The following is a 17427-nucleotide window of genomic DNA, read 5'->3' as shown; positions in this document are numbered from 1 at the left end:
CCGGCCGACAAAAACAACCGAAAGGCGGCTATCCCCATGTTTGACGCTTTATTGGCGAGACTTCAGCAAAAGCATCGCACGACATCCTATCCTCAGGGCTCCCCCCCGCAACTGCCCGACCTTTTTGTGGGCAGGCCTTCCATCAACACCCAGCTGTGCGCCGAAGGCTGTCTGCAATGCCTGGAGGTCTGCCCGACTCAGGCGATCTCGAATGAAAAGGCCCTGGAAATAGACCTCGGCCGTTGCATTTTTTGCGGTGAATGCGCCTCAACCTGCCCCACGGGAGCCATCCGCTTCACCTCGGAGCACCGGATGGCCACGAGCCGCCGCCAAGATTTGCTCATGGCTTCCGAATCCCTGCAACTCGCGGAGGCCCTGCAGGGGGAAACCGGGCGAATCTTCAGGCGTTCTCTCAAATTGCGCCAGGTGAGCGCCGGTGGCTGCAATGCCTGCGAAGCGGACACCAACGTCCTCGGCACTGTGGGCTGGGATCTGGGGCGATTCGGCATTCAGTTCGTGGCCTCCCCACGACACGCCGACGGCCTCCTGATCACGGGCCCCGTCCCTGAAAACATGCGGCTGGGGCTTCTGAAGACCTACGAAGCCGTTCCTTCCCCCAAAATCGTCATTGCCGTCGGTGCCTGCGCGCTTTCGGGAGGAATTTACAGGGGGCACGACGAAGTCCACGACGGTGCAGATTCTCTGCTTCCCGTGGATTTATATATCCCCGGCTGCCCACCCCACCCCCTCACCATCCTGGACGGGCTGCTCAGGCTTCTAGGGATATACGGGATATAGGAGGTTATCTCGGCTGCCGGTGGGATGGGAATGAAGACAGCCCCAAAATTGAGAGTTGCATATGCGCTTCGAGTGTATTATTTTAGCGGCAATACAATTTTCACCGGCTGAAGCACAGCTTCCATGACATCTCTTCATGCAGCAGCAAAATGCCTTCAAGAACCGCTACTCTTCATGCGATCGATTTTCAGTGCATTCGCCGAACGAGGAAAACTCCATGAGGGCTTCTCGTTCAAACGCCTCGGGAACACAATTAAAAATTTAATATAAACGTAAAATTACGGGATCCTCAGACGGTTTCGGCTCATAGACGCTCAAAATGTGACGCACCCTTTGGATGGACTTTTCGGACCCCATCCAAGATTTCTGCTAGGAGGCGCCCAGGTTCATTACGCCTTCAGCCCTTCGGCTTCTGTTGGCTCCAGTGAGTGCAGTGATCATGCTGCCCCTGGTCCGGCTCCAGTATAATCGGTGAAAAGGGTGTCCGGTGTTGTTTTCCATCCGGGACACTCCGTGACTCAGCTTGATCACTGAACAGGAGGAGTGCAACTTATGCCAGTACAAGTGAGTTATCCGGGTGTTTATGTGCAGGAGGTTTCGTCCGGCGTCCGGGCCATCACGGGCGTCTCCACATCCACTGCGTTGTTCATGGGGCGGACCAAGCGCGGTCGGCTGAACGTTCCGACGCGGGTGTTGAGCTTCACCGCTTACGAGCGCGCCTTCAGGGCCGATACGTCCATCAGCGAAATGACGGACCAGGTGCGCCAGTTCTTCCTCAACGGCGGGCAGCAGGCGTACATCATGCGTATCGCCGACGGTCTGACGGCGATGCCGGCTGCAATCACGCTGCAGAACCAGGCGGGGACGAACGTCCTGAGGCTGACGGCCAAGGATGCCGGGGTGGACGGCAACATGCTGCGGGCCGAAGTCGACTACAACACGCCCAGCCCTGAATCCACGTTCAATCTGCGCGTGTTTCGGGAGGTCGTCAACGCATTGGGTGTGGTGGAAGTCGAGAGCAGCGAGACCTTCACCAACCTCAGCATGAACAAGAGCGACGGGCGCTACGTCGAAACCATCATCAGCCAGCAGTCGACCCTGGTGGATGCCGACGACCTGGAGGCGGCAAGCTTGTTTGCGGGGTATTCCGTCTCCGGCCTGGTTTTGAGCGGCGCCGCCACGGGTGCCAATCTTATCGGACTGCTCACGGCAACGGCAAACAAGATCCAGATCAGTGTCGACGGTAATCCCTTCGTGACGGTGACGCTGCCGAGCACCAATCTGGCCGGCTGGCAAACCAGCATCAACGCGGCGCTGAACACCTTTGGAGTCGGAGTAGCGGTGGGTCTCACCGCCACAGCTTCCGGCGAGCAGTTCCTGCGCATCACCAGCAACAGTGCCGCCGGCGGCAGCGTGGTGATTGTCCCGGCAGGGAGCGGCGACGCTGCCCTGAGGCTCCAGCTGGGGGTCGCCCAGGGAGGATTCGAAGTCAGCGGCTACGCGGACAGGCGTCCGGCACCCTCTGGATTCTTCTTCAACCCGGGGGCGCTCAATGCCTCTCCCCTGCCGGAGGCACTGGCGGAATTCCTGGCCGTCGCCGCAGCGGATTTCGATCACTGGACACTTACGGACAGCAGCGGTGGCACTCACAGCGGCACTGCGCGAGCCATCACCTTCCCCACCAACATGTACGCAGGCTCGGTGTTCAACCCCGCCGCTGCGCCCTATGGCGGCGCACCGTTCGTGGGCTCACTGCTCAATGTCCGCAAGAACCTGGGGGACCTGGGGGCAAGCATCTCATCTCCGGCAGCTACCGCCGGCTTCTGGAAAGCCGCAGTCCACGGACTCCGCCTGATCCTGACACCTGCCTACAGCAATGTGAACGCCGATACGACGGCGACTCTCACCAGCACGGGAGCCGGAACGCCCTACAATATCGGCGCCGTGGGCAATCCCTTCAATGGAACAGTCAATGTGCGCTCCTATAGCCTGGGCACAACCGGCGCAGGCTCCTTCCAGAGCACGGGCGCCGACGGGCAGGATGGCGCCTTTCCCAAGAAAAGCGACTACGAAAAGGCGTTCACCATCGTGGATAAGGAGGTGGATATCTTCAACCTCCTCATTCTGCCGCGGGACAAAGACCAGCTGGATTCACACCGTGAAGAAATCTGGGGACCGGCTTCAGCGTTCTGCCTGCAGCGAAGGGCCTTTCTCATCATGGACCCGCGCAGCTCCTGGGCTGATGCTGACAGCGTGTCCAAAGAAGTCAAAGACCTGCGGACGGGACTGGTGAAGGACCATGCCGCAGTCTACTGGCCCAGGCTCAGCATCTCCACCAACGGCAGCACCAAGGCCATCGACCCGAGCGGGTCCATCGCCGGTTTGATGGCACGCATCGATTCCAACCGCGGCGTATGGAAGGCACCGGCCGGCATCGAAGCCGACATCCGCGGGATTCGCGGCGTGGAGCGCACCATGTCCGATCCGGAAAACGGCCTCATCAATCCGGAAGCCGCCAACGCCATCCGCGTCTTCCCCAACGGCATCGTGAGCTGGGGAGCACGGACCATGGACGGTTTCGACAACTCGGGAAACCTGGATTACAAGTATGTGCCCGTGCGGCGCTTCGCTCTCTTCCTGGAAGAGAGCCTCTACCGGGGGCTCAAATTTGCCGTGTTCGAGCCCAACGACGAGCCCCTCTGGGCGCAGATCCGCCTGGCGGCCGGCGCCTTCATGAACAACCTGTTCCGGCAGGGAGCGTTCCAGGGGCAGAAGACGAGCGATGCCTACTTCGTCAAGTGTGACGCCGAAACCACGACCCAGAACGATATCAACCTGGGAATCGTCAACGTCATCGTGGGGTTTGCTCCCCTGAAGCCGGCCGAGTTCGTCATCATCACGATTCAACAGAAGGCGGGACAGGTCCAGGTTTGATCACTGGCCCATAGCACGATAGCACGGAGGATTTGTCATGGCCCAGTTTTCCATCAATGTGCGTCGAATCGATCCATACAAGAATTTCAAGTTTCGCGTGAAGTGGGATGGGCAGGTGGTGGCCGGAGTCAGCAAGGTCAGCGCCCTCAAGCGAACCACCGAAGTCGTCAGCCATCGGGAAGGAGGCGATATCAGCACCCAGCGCCATTCTCCGGGTGCATCGAAGTTCGAGGCCATCACCCTGGAGCGGGGCATCACCTTCGATCGGGAGTTCGAAAAGTGGGCGAACCTGGTGTACAGCACCGAAGGGGACGGCGCCGTATCCCTGGCGAACTTTCGCAAGGATATTTACATCGAAATGCTGAACCTGCAGGGCACCGTCGTGCGAGCCTATCGCGTGTTTCGTTGCTGGGTCTCGGAATACACGGCGCAACCCGAGCTCGATGCCAACGCCAATGCCATTGCCTTCGAGACGATCGTCCTGCAGAACGAAGGGCATGAACGCGACGAATCCGTCGTCGAGGTGGCGGAAACCTAAGCGAATCAGGGTGGCGGCGATATGCAGGTGGTTCAACTCAGACCCGGCCTGCGCGGCGGCAGGTGGGCACGGCTCCGGCCCCTGTGCGGCCATGACGAGACGGCCATCGGGGATGGCGGTCCTGTCGACGGGATTGCACTCCTCGACCGCCTCCTCGTGAAAATGCCGGGAACAACCGTTGGGCCGGGCACGGCGAAAGATCTCCCCGTGTGCAACTGCGACCGGCTCTTTGCAGCCCTCTACCTGAAATACTTCGGGGAGCAGGTGGAAGGCACGGACACCTGCCGCCAATGCGGGGCATCCTTCGAGGTGGCTTTTTCCCTGCAGGATTTACTGGCCGGCCTGGGAAAGGAGGAAGGACCGCATGCTTCCGGACCCGACGAAGACGGCGTCTACACCCTTACAGACGGCCGGCGGTTTCGCCTGCCGACGACAGTCGACCAACTGAGCGTGCTGGGAATGGATGCCAGGGAGGGAGCGGCAGCCCTCCTGAGGCGGTGCGTGGTGGAAGGCGATCCGGCGATCCACCCGGAGCTCCTGCAGGCAGGCATGGATGAGGTCGGGCCGCTGCTGGACCTGGATCTGGACGCAGCCTGCCCCGATTGCGGGGCGTCGCAGCGCGTGCGGTTCGACATCCAATCCTACCTGCTGCGGATGCTGACCCATGAAAAGCGTTTTCTTGTCCGCGAGATCCACCTCATCGCCGTGGCCTACGGGTGGAGGTACGAAGAGATTCTCAGCCTCACCCGGGAAGATCGGCGAGCTTTTGTAGGGCTGATCCAGTCAGAGCGTGAAGGACGAAGGAGGCTGCGCCCATGAGTGACTATCTGACCCGCCTGGCCACGCGAAACCGCGAGAGGGAGGATCTGCATCCGCTCCGTCCCTTCGTGCGCAGCACTTCCCCCATCGCCGAGCATGATCAGCGCGTCGGCATGACGGACACGGATGACCTGGAACGGGTGGGGGCCCCGCTCGACTCGGCAGTGCATGAAGGTCCGAGCCGGGCAGAGGGGGAGGTCACGAGTAGGAACCTCCCGGACATCACGCCCGCAGGGGGCAAAGGTGGAGAGACGATTCAGCGAAAAATGGCTGCCCCGGGGCAGCAGGAAGGCAGCACCCTTTCGATGGGTCCATCCGTCTCACCTGCAGACTCATCTTCCCTGCCTCAGGGGATCATGGGATCCATCATCCCTGCCATGCCCCTCGAAGCACCCATGGGAAAGTCGTCGATTCCGGTTGGAGCCGTGGAGCATCCAAGCTCCGTCGGGCCGCCTGAAACCCGCCGGGGCGTGACGCTTGCCCCGCCAGTCGCAGCCTCTCCCCACGAATCGTTGCCCCCCCCGGGGCTGCACCCCCCTCTGTCGAGGGGACAAATCTCGAGCTCCCTGGAGATGGCCGAGACCGGCAGCGAAGCATCCATTGCCCCGCAAATTCCGCCCCGAGGACCGACCGGGAAAGAGGGTTTAGAGACCGACCTTCGGACGACCCTCCACCAGCAGGGCCGGACGGGGCCCATCGCGGTGCGCACGAGATCCCTGCATCGTCCGGCGGAAGGGGATTTGCCACGCCTGGAGCCGTCGGCTCGGGCCATGGCCGACCGCATGGGATTCTCGCTGCCGGATGCTCCTCCGGCCTCCCCCCCTGGGGAGGGGAGCCCGCGCATCGTCATTGGCCGCATCAACGTTGAAGTCGTGCCGCCTCCGGTGCAACAGGCGTCGAATGCACCGCGCCCCGGCCCGATGACAGCGGCATCCGCCTCCGTCATCGGGCCCCTCGGCGGCAGTGTCCGCCCCAACGTTCGTCTTAGCCTGAGGTACAGATAGCCATGGCGCTGATTAACCTCTTTAAGGTGACCAAAACGCTGACGGATTTGCTGACGCAGAACATCACACAGCACATCGATCCGTCCCTGGTCGGACTGCTGGACGTGACGGCCATTCCGCCGGAAAAGGTGGAAAATCCTCAGAACACGTTGAGTCTTCACCTGTACCACGTCGCCGAAGACCCCTATTACAAAAACGCTCTCGGCCCCGGCAGCGGTACGCCCAACGTCGCCCGCACACCCATGGCCCTCAGCCTGTACTACATTCTCACGGCGCACCACGTGACGGACTCGACCTTCGACGCCGAAACCCAACAGAAGCTGATGGGCTATGCCCTGAAAACGTTCCACGATTTTCCCGTCATTACGGATCGGACGAGCGTCAACGGAACGTCCATCCTCGATCCGGACCTGCGCGGCCGGGACAATACCCTCCAGGTCATCCTGCGGCCGGTCTCCCCTGAAGATGCCATCGCCTTCTGGAGCTCCGAAGAACAGGTCACGGCGCGACTCTCGGCCTACTACGAAGTGCGCGTCGTGCTCCTCGAGCCCGAAGAGCCCAGGACCATGCCCGGCATTGTGCTGAACCTCGGCGCATTCGTCGTTCAGATGGCCACACCGCACCTCGACGGAAGCCAAAGCCTCGTGCAGTTCACACTCCCCGCCCTAAACGGCGGCGCGACGCACCAGGTGGAAGCTTCCCCTGCGCGCGTGACCCTGAACAGCTCAGCCCTCCCTCCCGAAGCTCACAACCGCCTGTCGCTGCTCGGGGCCAACCTCACGGCAGGAAAAACGCGTGCACTATACCTGAAAAACGGCATTTGGAGTAAGCTGCCTGCTCCGGGACCCGTAGAGCAGACCGTCGTCGACCTCAGCCTGAACCCCACCTGGAGGGTCGAGCTCCAGGCGGATCGCGTCCAGGTGCAACTGGCGCCGACTCTGATCCACAGGAGAGAGGACGGAACCCTCGTTAACCTTGCCGTCCTGCCCGGGTTTTACAGCGCCTTCGTGCGCAGTGTGATGGAAGAAAAGATCATCAGCAACGAGCTCAAGCAGGTTGCCGCCTCCAGCAATGAGATCGGCTTTGCCGTGGCCCCGCGCATCACGGGTCACGGGGCGCCGGACCTCAACGGCAACATCCAGGTGAACGTCGGCCCCGAGCTCGATCTCCTGGACGCGAATCTCCCGCAGGATGCCATTCAGGTGATCGTTGGGAGTGAAGTCTACAGCCGCGCCGTGGCCGATCCTCCCACTCAGGCCGGTGAATTTTTCGTTGGCGGCAGCCCTGCCAACCTGATTCGCATCCGGCCTCATTTTGCAGTGACCGTGACCGAGCCGCAAGCCCACCCGTTTCGACTGGTCGTCAACGGCGCCGAGTCCGCGCCATTTTGGATCGAGCTGAGCCCATGAGCCCCGGGGTGAACCAGGCCAATCGATTTCATAGCGATCCTGCTGCCGAAGCGGCAGGCCGCATGAGCAGCACCTCCGCGGTGGAGCTGGTGTTGAAGCGGGTACGACTGCGGGCGCGCCGGCGGGCTGCATGGCTGGCCTATCTTCAGAACGGCGACGGGACGAGTGGAGAGGCGGTGTGGGGCGCCAGTCTCGAAGCGTGCCTTGACGATCGGGACACCATGGAGAGGGAAGCCGCCTGGTACGGCGGCACCGAGGCCCTGCAGCCCCTGAACGAAGAGCTGGCGCAGGTGGAATTGGCGCTGGCGGGCAGTGCGGGGGCCGGACTGCACCAGTTGGGCAGCCTGTTTCGCTTGAGTGAGTCCGAAATGGACCTGCTCCAGGCGTGCCTGGCCCTCGGCGTCGATCCTGCACTCGCGACGGTGTATGGCTATCTGCAGCACAGCCCGGCACGAGGCTACGCCACGGAATCGCTCGCCGCGCGTCTCTTCGGCCATGGGCGACGGTCCCTGTGGAACCCCGGCGGGCCGCTCGCTCTGTGGAAGCTCGTCGTCCCAGGCGAAGCCCCGCCGGGGGAGCCCTGTCCCCTGACCATGGACCCTCTCGTGACGGATTGGCTCCACGGAGAGCTGCGTATGGACCCGGCACTGGTGGGCCTGCTGCATTTTGTCGAACCGCGGCAACCCCTCGAGGGATGGCCCGTGGACGCGGCCGTACATTCCATTCAACGCGTCCTCGAGCATGGGTCTTCAGTTCGAGTCCTTCTCACAGGCGCCCCCTGGAGCGGCCGACGGACCTTTGCAGCAACCGTCGCCGCGCGCTTCCGGATCCAGACCCTGAGCATCGACACCAGTGAAGTGCAGGACGCCGACTGGCCTGACATGTACATGCGCGGCCAGCGCACGGCGGTGCTGGGGGGCACGGCCCTCGTCTGGCACGGGAGCCGGCTGGACCGTCCCTGGTCGGGGACAGTGGCTCCGGCGCCCATCCAGTTCGTGGCCTGCGACCTGGACCAGGTGGTCACACCCTGTGACCATGTCATCGACCACCACATGGAAATGCCGGCCTTGACGCTGGACGAACGGCGGGGGCTCTGGAGATCGGCACTCCCCGAATCCGCGGCATGGTCCGCCAACGAGCTCGAAAACCTCGTGACGCGCTATCGGCTCAATACGGGCGACATTTTGTCAGTGGGACGGCGCGCGCCGGCAAGCGCCAGGGAGGCTGCGGATTTTGCACGCGAGCTCACCCGGCAAAGGCTCGGTGAATTGGGACGGCTGCTCGACTGCCCCTTTACGTGGGAAGACCTGGTGGTACCGGACAGGTTGCGGGAAGGGCTGGAAGACTTCGCCTTTGAAGCGCGCGACCGCGTCGCCTTCTGGGAATCCCCCGGGGCACGGCGCTTGTTTCCGAGGGGAAGAGGACTCGTGGGCCTTTTCGGCGGCCCCCCGGGAACCGGCAAGACCATGGCCGCTCAGATCATCGCTGCTGACCTCGCACTGGATCTTTTTCGTGTCGACCTTGCCGGCGTGGTGAGCAAATACATCGGAGAAACGGCCAAGCACCTGAACCGGATCTTCACATGCGCCGCCCGGATGAACGCCGTGCTCCTCTTCGATGAGGCTGACGCCCTCTTTACCAGGCGTACCGAGGTGAAGGATTCCCACGACCGCTACGCCAACGCGGACACCAGCTACCTCCTGCAGCTCCTGGAAGAATACCGGGGCATCGTCATCCTCGCCAGCAACAAGAAACAAAACATCGACCCGGCCTTTACCCGCCGAGTGCGCTACGTTTTCGATTTCCCCCGCCCGGACATGGCCGAGCGGCGAAGGATCTGGCACCGAATCGTCGGGGAGTTGTGCGGCGCCGAGAGTCTGAAACGCCTGGAGGCAACCATCGAGGCCCTGGCGGGGACAGTCGAAACCTCGGGGGCTCAAATCAAGAACGCTGTGCTGGCATCCATCTTCGTTTCCCGCCGCAGCCGCGAGCCACTGGCCATGGAGCATCTCCTGCGGGGCATGGAGCGGGAGCTGGCCAAGGAAGGGCGATCCTTGGGACCCCGGGAGCGGGAGCGGCTGATGGGGCGGGGGTGAGGAGATCAATGGGGAGAGTCGAAAGGTTACGAGGTCAAAGTGTCCAAAGGGGATGATTTCGGATGGAATCGACACTGCATATTGGGCAATTGAATCTGCGCGTTCCCGGAAAGAGCGCCGACACGGGTCACAAGGTAGCAGACGGCGTTGCTGAGAAGCTGGTCCAGAAAGTCCCTCCCGGTATGCGATGCCAAGTCGGTGCATTGAGTGTTCGCGTGCAGGTGGCCGCCAGCGCGAGTGAGGTGGAGATGAGCGACGCCATTTCGGAAGCGATTGTGAAGGCAATACACAGCGGCAGTGAGGCTGCGAGCGGCAGGCAACGCTGAATGGAGTGTTGGGCGGAGAGGGGTCATGGGCTTTTTACTGACGGCAAGTGCCAAACATGCAGGGTCGATTACATCGATGCCTCTGCCCAAAGGGAAATCTGCTTGTGGGCAGCATGCCGCTGGTGCTCGACTTGAGCCCAAGAGGTTCGCATTGCGGCTGCATGCCGCTCAATTGCCGATGGAATATCCGGTCCAGCCCAAGCTCAGAATCGGTGAACCGAAGGACAAGTTCGAACAGGAGGCAGACCGGATAGCCGATAGGGTCATGACGATGCCTGAAGCGCTGCCACATCGAATCGTTCGTAGCACTCTCGGGAGTGAAACCACCACGCATTTGGTTCAGCGTGAACCTGGAGACGGCCACAACCCAAACGATAAGACTCCTCCGAAGGAAGAATACAATAAGGCAGAACTGGAATTCCATAGCGCCTTACATTTCAATCGTACCTTTTCAGGGTTTAACCCCACAAGCGAGCCCAAGGAGGGTGAATATTCCATAATTTGGTGGAGCGTATGGAATACCGGCTGGAAAACCGCTCCAGAACATACAAACAGATTAACGATCTACAATGCGGACCTTTGCTCGGGATGCAGGTATGAGAAGGACGAGATCTTCCGCAGCGAAATTAGAGCTCCGTCCATCGTTGCCAGCAACCAACCGGGTAAATCTGACTATGAAAATGCGGTTCTGATCGGGATGCCTTTATCAGCTGGGCATTACGAAGCTTATGTTGAGCTCGATGTTCACAACGAAGTGGAAGAAATCAACGAGGATAATAATACCGCCTTCATGGTCTTTGTTGTCAGAGCCGGCGGTCAAGCTGGATCGGCTGTCGAGGAAGCAGAGGGAACTATCCAAAAAAAGCAGGATGCGGGTCCCACTCCAGACGTTGAGCCGAACCTGGAGTCGCCGATCGGTTTGCTCAGAGGTGGAGGCCGGCCTCTTCCACTGCCCCTCCGTGACTTTTTTGAGCCACGCCTTGGCTACGACCTCAGCCAGGTGCGCATCCATTCAGACGCCTGTGCCGCCGAAGAAGCGAGAAGTTTGCGGGCGAAAGCCTTCACTACCGGTGGAGACATTGTCTTCGGCGAAGGCGAATACGCACCGGAAAAGCCGGCGGGACGGCGACTCCTGGCCCATGAACTGACCCATGTGATTCAGCAAACAGGAAGTAGCCATCCGGTCGTTCAACGTAAACCCGACGATACGTGTCCTAAACTGATTTCCTTCACTGCGAGCGGAAAAGACCCTGCTTTGACCGATAAGTGCCGGGGTGGCAAATGTCGTTTTGGATTGGGGTGTTGCGAGACGAAACGAGGCGAATGTGGGAGCGGCGATGCGTCGGGTATGGTTTTCAAGGCGGTCGTGAAGGCTGGAAAGAATTGCAAAGGGCAACTCGCATTCATGCAGAATCTCCTTTCAAGCGACCGAAAAGTCACCATGAGCGATGGCACCGGGGAGTGCTTGAAAATCAATAAACCCCACAGAGACGGCGGGATCCCATGGAAAGGGTGTGAGGTCTCGGTCGACGTTCCGGGAGAATTCACCATAATATCCGATGATTGCCCCCATCGGATGCTGACCGATAATCCCACCGAAGTCAGCATAACCGACTCGTTCAAAACGTTTCTCCTATGGAAGGCCGAGGGAGAAAAAGACCGGCACCCCATTGCGAATTTGACTTGGGGTTGGAGTGGAAAGATCACCAAAGCAAAGGGCAAGGAGTGCGGCTCTCAATATAAGATTGTCTCCGCTTCGCATACCGACGGCGAGGGGAATGCATCGATGGACAAACCGGTAACGACTCCGGAAGTAAAGGATGTGAAGCCGGGTCCCTGCAAGTGAATATTGAGAAGGGCGGCTTGTGCAATGGCCTCTGTCGCTGACGCCATTCTGACTGTACTTATGAAGCGACGCAGGCCGAAACACTGAAAATTTGCCAGCAGTGGAGTACTTTTATGGCCTTCACACTAATGTCAAAATCTCGGAATAAGGCACCTGCTTCGAAGGCTCAATCGCCTAAACGAAGATCCGTGGGTAGACAATGGGCTGGTGACTTTCAGCAGGGATTTGAAGGAACTCTCTCCTGCCCCTATGCTACAGCGCTTCCGAACGCGTCGTCTGTGCAAGCCAAGCTGAAAATCGGCGAGCCGAACGACAGATTCGAACGAGAAGCTGACCGGGTCGCCGATGAAGTGGTGCGTATGCCGGAGAGTAGGTCTGTGAAAACCGGCTTTCCTAGGATTCCAGGCTCAGAAGCACGGATGGCCGGTGGTTCCTCATTAGTACAAAAGACGTGTTCGAAGTGCAAGGAGGACTTGCAGGCACAGCCGAAGAGTGAGAAGGAAGAAGAGGAATTACTCCAAAGAAAACCGGCGGCGGACTCTCCACAGCAGTTCACATCAAAGGTCGAATCCAATATCCAGGCCGGCAGGAATGGAGGCCAGCCTTTGTCCAAATCCACACGGGCCTTCTTCGAGCCACGTTTTGGTCAGCACTTTGATCAGGTCCGAATACACACGGATTCGAGAGCGGCGGAATCGGCTCGATCGATCAACGCAAGAGCTTTCACGACTGGGCAACACATCATATTCGATGAAGGCCAGTATGCACCCCAGACGGCAACGGGCAGGAAACTCCTAGCTCACGAATTGACTCACACAGTTCAACAAACGAGCCCGGGGGGAGTGTCGTCCGCAAAGGTACAGCGCACCATTGGAGACGGTCATGACTTGGTGGCTGCGCGGTTCTCGGGGGTGGTCGAGTTGGAAGCTGCCTTCGATGATGAGCGGTTAGTTCGAATACCAAACCGGGGCAATTACGTGAGGCTCATCCAGCAATCGCTGCTGGATATGGGATACACGCTGCCGGAAGCCGGGGCCGACGGTATCTTCGGTCCTGAGACCAAAGCTGCGGTAGAACGATTCCAGACGGATGCCGGTGCGGTTTTGATCGACGGCATCGTCGGACCGGAAACCATGGGTCTCCTCGACCAGCGCGATGTGACCAACCTGACGGGGCTTGGCCCCCCGGCTGTTACAGGTCCCGTCCCCAGCCCTCGTCCCACGGTTGGCGGCGGTTGCGCCCAACATTTTTCAGGTGTCACATTCACTCTGGCAAACCAGGTAGCTGCGGGGGTAGCCCCTGCAGCACGCATTGCAATTGACCACATAGGCGGTAGAGATGCTCTGGTGCTGGAAGGCACCGTCCCTGCGAACTACCATCCGGATGTTACGATCAATGCTCCCAGTAACGCCCGGGCTGCTGAATTCGAGGTTGGACTGATTCAGAATGCCCTGGCACTTAGAAGAGATTTTACCTTCAATACCGGCGCCACGATCCGAAACACGATTCCCACCCCGATCAAGGATGGAGCGCCGCTGTCCAGTGGTCTGTACCATCCTATCTTTGCTGAAAACGGCGGCGGACATCCTGGGATTCTGGAGCAGTTTACAGCCACCGGCGCCACCATAAACCTCAACTTACCTGATACACCAAGTGATTTCGCATTTGTGAATTTACTGGATAACGCCCAATGTGGGGCCCCACTGGCCGCCGCGACCATGACAAGAGGAGCCATCACAGACGAATTTCGAACCTGGGTCGCGGTTCGGCATAGGCCGAGCGGTTGTGTGCGGGCACTCCATCATATCGATTGGAACCTTGACTGGTCGGCTACAGTGAATGGTGCGGTAGCGCCCCCAACTCGTGCTGTGACCAGTAATGCCATCAATGTCACCGTAACAAATGGGAATGGCAGTCCCAGCTTTATCCAGGGAGGCCAAGTACCGGCTGACTTTTTTGCCGCACATACAGACAGGGTATGCAGTTGATGTTCATATTCCTTCCTGGAAATGGCATTTCAAAATCGATCCTATTGCTGGAACTGGAAGAGACAAACGATGCCAGCGGGGATGCGTTTTCCCTAATCAAGGACCATGAAGTGCGAGGAATGATTGCAGACTGATCCAACACAAACCGATCTCGATATCTCTCGCCTATTGCAGTATAGCGGACCGAGCTTTCGGCAGCAGGATCCCATTATGGAGGGTGTCGGTTTGTTGGATTATCGCAACACAGATGATAACGAACGGAAGATTTGCATTCTACTCTCTTCTCAGAGCATTCCGTTTCATATTGAACGTCCAAAATTTGGATGGTCAGGATCCAAGATCCGCATGATCGTTACTGTACCCTGGAACCAATGTACACGAGCAGAGTCCATCTTGGCTGCCGCTGCCAAGGCATCCGTACTTGAAGCAGTCAAGGGGGCTGAGGGTCTATCTTCTACCTGAATAATCCCTTGGCTGAGTTCGGAGGAATCTCAGCGGAAGGCTTTGGCCTTCACAATCACAACGGAGAGCATCTCATACCGACTCTTTTAACGAGCGAAGGCACAGCATATAGCACTGCAAGGGGAAATCACCATGCCTGACACCGGACTAAAACGCAGCCCCAAATTTCAAAAAGGCGCCCTCGTCCAGTTGGTGAAGGACATTGTGGGGGTGGTGCCCAATGTCATTCCTTTCCAGTACAACCCGGAAAAGCTGTCGCACTCCCTCACACCCTGGAACCCGTTTGAGGTCGATCAGAGACAGCGTGGCTCGCAGGCCCCCACGGTGCAGCCGTTCGACCCCAAGGAGAGCTTCAACCTGACACTGGAGCTCGACGCAACGGATGACCTGGAGGACGGCAACCCCGTGACAGTGGCCACCGGCATTGCCGATCGGCTGGCGGCCCTCAAGAAGCTCACACTGCCGACGCAGGGGCCGATCGGCGACCTGGTGGCCAGCGCACGGGCGCTGGCGGGCAAGGCCAGTGAACAAGCTATGCGGCCGACGGTGCCAGTGGTACTGTTCGTCTGGGGTCCAAGCCGCATCCTCCCGGTGCGAGTCACCAGCTTTTCAGTCGACGAGACGCTGTTCTCGCCCACACTGCATCCCATACAGGCTACTGTCACCCTCGGACTCGAGGTGCTGACACCGGACGCATTCAAATGCCAGAGCGAGCTCACCGCCGATCTTGCCATCGCCGCATACAATTTCACCAAACTTCAGGAAGATGCGCTGGCGGTGGCTCATATTGCCAAGAACGTGGATGCGATTCGGGGGTTGTTACCCTTTTAAACTTTTGGGCCTTTCAACCAGGAGTTTCAGATCCATGGCCATCTTCGATGCAAAAAGCCGTTATCCCAGGAACGCTTCCATCTATGAGGCAACGGATCGCCGCGGCCGCAAGGTTGCGGCCCTAACGGCAGCTAACAAGCCGGTTCAGACGCTGCTGGGGGAGCACCTGCGCCGGGAAGGCCAGCGACTGGACCACCTGGCCAATTTCTATCTGAGGGACCCCAACGGATTCTGGCGCCTCGCCGAACTGAACGATGCGATGCTCCCGGATGCACTGGCAGAGACCGATACTCTGAAAATCCCAACGGTCCTGTGATTCGAACATCTTCGAACTCTCTGACTTTTCGACCTTTAAACTTTTAGACCCTATGTTCCAGCAACCCTGTATCACTTGGACTCTTTGACTTTTCGACTCTTTGACTTTGCAACATTTTGACTTTTCGACCCTTGAACCTTCGGACTTGTGACCATGGGCTTTGGCGCAATCCTCGCCTCGGGCGAGAACAACAATCTGCTCAGTGACAGCGTTCTCGGCTGCATTACGGAAGTCAGAGTAGAGCAGTCCCTGGATGATCCCACTCGCTTCGCCATTCGATTCCAGGAGGATCTCAGCGACGGTCAGCCGCGGATCAGGAGGACTCCTGAGCTGCAGTGCCAGCAGGTGATCACCGTCGCCGTGCAGGTGGGAGACACCATAAAATGCCTCGTGCGCGGTCCCATCACCAATGTCAGGTCTTCCGTCACCCTGGGCGGGCCCGGGTCCTGGTACGAAGTGCGCGGCCAGGACCGGCGCGTCGAAATGGACCGCCAGGCGGTCCGCCGCGCCTGGACCGGCCGCGCTTCCGAAGCCGCGACAACGATATTGTCCCCACGGTTCGATGAGGTAGACGTCGATGAAACACGGATCGTTTACGGGGGCCAGCAGGTGCGGGGACAGCCGTCGACATCGACACTCAATCAGCGCGCCACGGATGCCGCGTTCATCCGCCAGATCGCGCGGCAGAACAACCTGCATTTCTGGATCGAGTACGAATGCCGGCCCAACGGATTGAACCCCGGCGGCCAGTCTTTGAGGGTGCTGGAAAAGGCTAACCTGAAGGCCTCTCCGCCGCGACCGAGGGATGCTCCGGCCGGACCCGTACCTCTGGATCAGATTGCTCTTGTACCCAACGTTTCCGTGACCCTCCGCGTCAATGTGGAAAAGGAGCAATGCCAGAACGTGACCGCATTCGAACTGACGACAGACCCGGAGCGGCCCAACCAGTTTTCCGGCTCCGCCGTCGACGACCGCGATCTCAGTGAACCCGATACTTCGGTCACCGACCCTCAACCTCCCATTCGAAGGGGCGGCCATAGATTCGGCGGATGCCAGGAGCCGCGTGACGTCTCCATCACGACGGCGGGCAACCAGGACGAGCTCAATGCCAGGGCCGAATCGGCCCTGACGGAGTCGGGCTGGTTTGTAGAAGCGACAGCCAGTACCACGGCCTATATGCTGGGCGGCGTCCTCCTGCCGCACGATGTGGTCGAAGTGGAGGGGCTCGGACCGGTGGACAGCGGCCCGTATCAGGTCAAGACGGTCACTCACGTGATCAATGCCTCGGACCACTTCATGGACATGGAACTGCGGCGCAACGCCGTCGGAGAGGGCTAAACCATGGAAGAGCAACGCGGCGCTCTGACGGACATGATGGATGTCATGGAAGGCCGCTTTTTCGGCAAGTACCGCGGCATCGTCTCGGACAACGACGACCCCACGGGACGGGGAAGGCTCCTGGTGCGGGTCCCCACGGTCATGGGGGCTGAGGCTGTCTGGGCTATGCCGTGCGTGCCCTACGCGGGAAACAACATGGGCCTTTACACCATGCCGGAGCCGGGCACGGGTGTGTGGGTGGAGTTCGAAGCCGGCGACCCCTCCTACCCCATCTGGGTGGGCTGCTTTTGGGGCGACGGCGAAGCACCCAAAACCGAGCGAGGCGCCGACGCGGCCCCGCCCCTCAAGATCCTGCGCAGCCGCCAGGGGCTCCTGGTGACACTGGATGACCAGGGACAGGTGATCACCCTGAGCGATAAAGACGGGAACAACCTGATCACTTTGGATGTTCAACAGGGCAAGGTGACGGTAAAGGGGACTGCCAAAGTCGTCATCGAAGCCCCCCGGATCGAGCTGGTTGAAAACGCCACTCACCCGTTGGTCTTTGGTGATCTGCTGCTCCAATATCTCAACCAGCTGGTGCAGCTGTACCAGGTGCACACCCACCCCGGGGAAACGGTCCTCGGCATTCCCGTCACCCCGGCGCCGCCCGTGCCGCCCTTCGTGCCGGCGACCCCGAGCCTCATTTCCACCCGGGTCAAAACGGGCTGATCAGGAGGAAA

14 protein-coding genes are annotated in these 17427 nt (G+C 59.8%); all 14 read left to right on the top strand.

The features are described from left to right. Window positions 1-36: 36 nt before the first annotated feature. The 14 genes from MWC30_RS02150 to MWC30_RS02085 all read left to right on the top strand — a co-directional run bounded on the left by MWC30_RS02150 (window position 37) and on the right by MWC30_RS02085 (window position 17416). Window positions 37-798: a 4Fe-4S binding protein gene (locus MWC30_RS02150; protein WP_244082505.1), complete on the top strand. Its 762-nt coding sequence runs from the start codon at window positions 37-39 to the stop codon at window positions 796-798. Window positions 799-1350: 552 nt separating this feature from the next. Then, the gene (locus MWC30_RS02145; RefSeq protein ID WP_244082504.1) at window positions 1351-3732 is read left to right on the top strand and encodes a phage tail sheath C-terminal domain-containing protein; all 2382 of its coding nucleotides are present in this window, start codon (window positions 1351-1353) and stop codon (window positions 3730-3732) included. Between the two features lie 37 nt (window positions 3733-3769). Beyond that, the gene (locus MWC30_RS02140) at window positions 3770-4270 is read left to right on the top strand and encodes a phage tail protein (protein WP_244082503.1); all 501 of its coding nucleotides are present in this window, start codon (window positions 3770-3772) and stop codon (window positions 4268-4270) included. Window positions 4271-4291: 21 nt separating this feature from the next. Beyond that, the gene (locus tag MWC30_RS02135) at window positions 4292-5089 is read left to right on the top strand and encodes a hypothetical protein (protein ID WP_244082502.1); all 798 of its coding nucleotides are present in this window, start codon (window positions 4292-4294) and stop codon (window positions 5087-5089) included. Beyond that, window positions 5086-6093 carry a hypothetical protein gene (locus MWC30_RS02130; RefSeq protein ID WP_244082501.1) on the top strand — a complete coding sequence of 336 codons (1008 nt, stop codon included), beginning with the start codon at window positions 5086-5088 and terminating at the stop codon, window positions 6091-6093. Before MWC30_RS02135 ends, MWC30_RS02130 begins: the two co-directional genes overlap by 4 nt. A 2-nt stretch (window positions 6094-6095) precedes the next feature. Then, complete coding sequence (locus MWC30_RS02125) at window positions 6096-7502, top strand: DUF4255 domain-containing protein (RefSeq protein WP_244082500.1); 1407 nt, start codon at window positions 6096-6098, stop codon at window positions 7500-7502. Next, complete coding sequence (locus MWC30_RS02120) at window positions 7499-9598, top strand: ATP-binding protein (protein ID WP_244082499.1); 2100 nt, start codon at window positions 7499-7501, stop codon at window positions 9596-9598. Before MWC30_RS02125 ends, MWC30_RS02120 begins: the two co-directional genes overlap by 4 nt. 62 nt (window positions 9599-9660) lie before the next feature. Then, the gene (locus tag MWC30_RS02115) at window positions 9661-9924 is read left to right on the top strand and encodes a hypothetical protein (RefSeq protein WP_244082498.1); all 264 of its coding nucleotides are present in this window, start codon (window positions 9661-9663) and stop codon (window positions 9922-9924) included. Window positions 9925-9949: 25 nt separating this feature from the next. Further along, the gene (locus MWC30_RS02110; RefSeq protein ID WP_244082497.1) at window positions 9950-11770 is read left to right on the top strand and encodes a DUF4157 domain-containing protein; all 1821 of its coding nucleotides are present in this window, start codon (window positions 9950-9952) and stop codon (window positions 11768-11770) included. 278 nt (window positions 11771-12048) lie between these two features. Then, a complete protein-coding gene (locus tag MWC30_RS02105) occupies window positions 12049-13758 on the top strand; it encodes a DUF4157 domain-containing protein (protein ID WP_244082496.1) in 1710 nt (569 codons plus the stop codon). 594 nt (window positions 13759-14352) lie between these two features. Further along, window positions 14353-15051, top strand: a complete 699-nt coding sequence (locus MWC30_RS02100; RefSeq protein WP_244082495.1) for a hypothetical protein — start codon at window positions 14353-14355, stop codon at window positions 15049-15051. A 34-nt stretch (window positions 15052-15085) separates the two neighbouring features. After that, a complete protein-coding gene (locus tag MWC30_RS02095) occupies window positions 15086-15367 on the top strand; it encodes a hypothetical protein (protein WP_244082494.1) in 282 nt (93 codons plus the stop codon). A 153-nt stretch (window positions 15368-15520) separates the two neighbouring features. Beyond that, window positions 15521-16705: a hypothetical protein gene (locus MWC30_RS02090; RefSeq protein ID WP_244082493.1), complete on the top strand. Its 1185-nt coding sequence runs from the start codon at window positions 15521-15523 to the stop codon at window positions 16703-16705. A 3-nt stretch (window positions 16706-16708) separates the two neighbouring features. Beyond that, on the top strand, window positions 16709-17416 hold the full coding sequence (locus tag MWC30_RS02085; protein ID WP_244082492.1) for a phage baseplate assembly protein V: 708 nt from the start codon (window positions 16709-16711) through the stop codon (window positions 17414-17416). Window positions 17417-17427 lie beyond the last annotated feature (11 nt).

This window comes from Desulforhabdus sp. TSK (genome assembly GCF_022836495.1).
Classification (GTDB): Bacteria; Desulfobacterota; Syntrophobacteria; order Syntrophobacterales; family Syntrophobacteraceae; genus Desulforhabdus.
This window is presented reverse-complemented; position numbering and strand designations above follow the sequence as displayed.

Bases quoted from the DNA above. Each gene is read 5' to 3' on its own strand.
- MWC30_RS02150 (WP_244082505.1), top strand. From the start codon at position 37: ATGTTTGACGCTTTATTGGCGAGACTTCAGCAAAAGCATCGCACGACA.
- MWC30_RS02145 (WP_244082504.1), top strand. From the start codon at position 1,351: ATGCCAGTACAAGTGAGTTATCCGGGTGTTTATGTGCAGGAGGTTTCG.
- MWC30_RS02140 (WP_244082503.1), top strand. From the start codon at position 3,770: ATGGCCCAGTTTTCCATCAATGTGCGTCGAATCGATCCATACAAGAAT.
- MWC30_RS02135 (WP_244082502.1), top strand. From the start codon at position 4,292: ATGCAGGTGGTTCAACTCAGACCCGGCCTGCGCGGCGGCAGGTGGGCA.
- MWC30_RS02130 (WP_244082501.1), top strand. From the start codon at position 5,086: ATGAGTGACTATCTGACCCGCCTGGCCACGCGAAACCGCGAGAGGGAG.
- MWC30_RS02125 (WP_244082500.1), top strand. From the start codon at position 6,096: ATGGCGCTGATTAACCTCTTTAAGGTGACCAAAACGCTGACGGATTTG.
- MWC30_RS02120 (WP_244082499.1), top strand. From the start codon at position 7,499: ATGAGCCCCGGGGTGAACCAGGCCAATCGATTTCATAGCGATCCTGCT.
- MWC30_RS02115 (WP_244082498.1), top strand. From the start codon at position 9,661: ATGGAATCGACACTGCATATTGGGCAATTGAATCTGCGCGTTCCCGGA.
- MWC30_RS02110 (WP_244082497.1), top strand. From the start codon at position 9,950: ATGGGCTTTTTACTGACGGCAAGTGCCAAACATGCAGGGTCGATTACA.
- MWC30_RS02100 (WP_244082495.1), top strand. From the start codon at position 14,353: ATGCCTGACACCGGACTAAAACGCAGCCCCAAATTTCAAAAAGGCGCC.
- MWC30_RS02095 (WP_244082494.1), top strand. From the start codon at position 15,086: ATGGCCATCTTCGATGCAAAAAGCCGTTATCCCAGGAACGCTTCCATC.
- MWC30_RS02090 (WP_244082493.1), top strand. From the start codon at position 15,521: ATGGGCTTTGGCGCAATCCTCGCCTCGGGCGAGAACAACAATCTGCTC.
- MWC30_RS02085 (WP_244082492.1), top strand. From the start codon at position 16,709: ATGGAAGAGCAACGCGGCGCTCTGACGGACATGATGGATGTCATGGAA.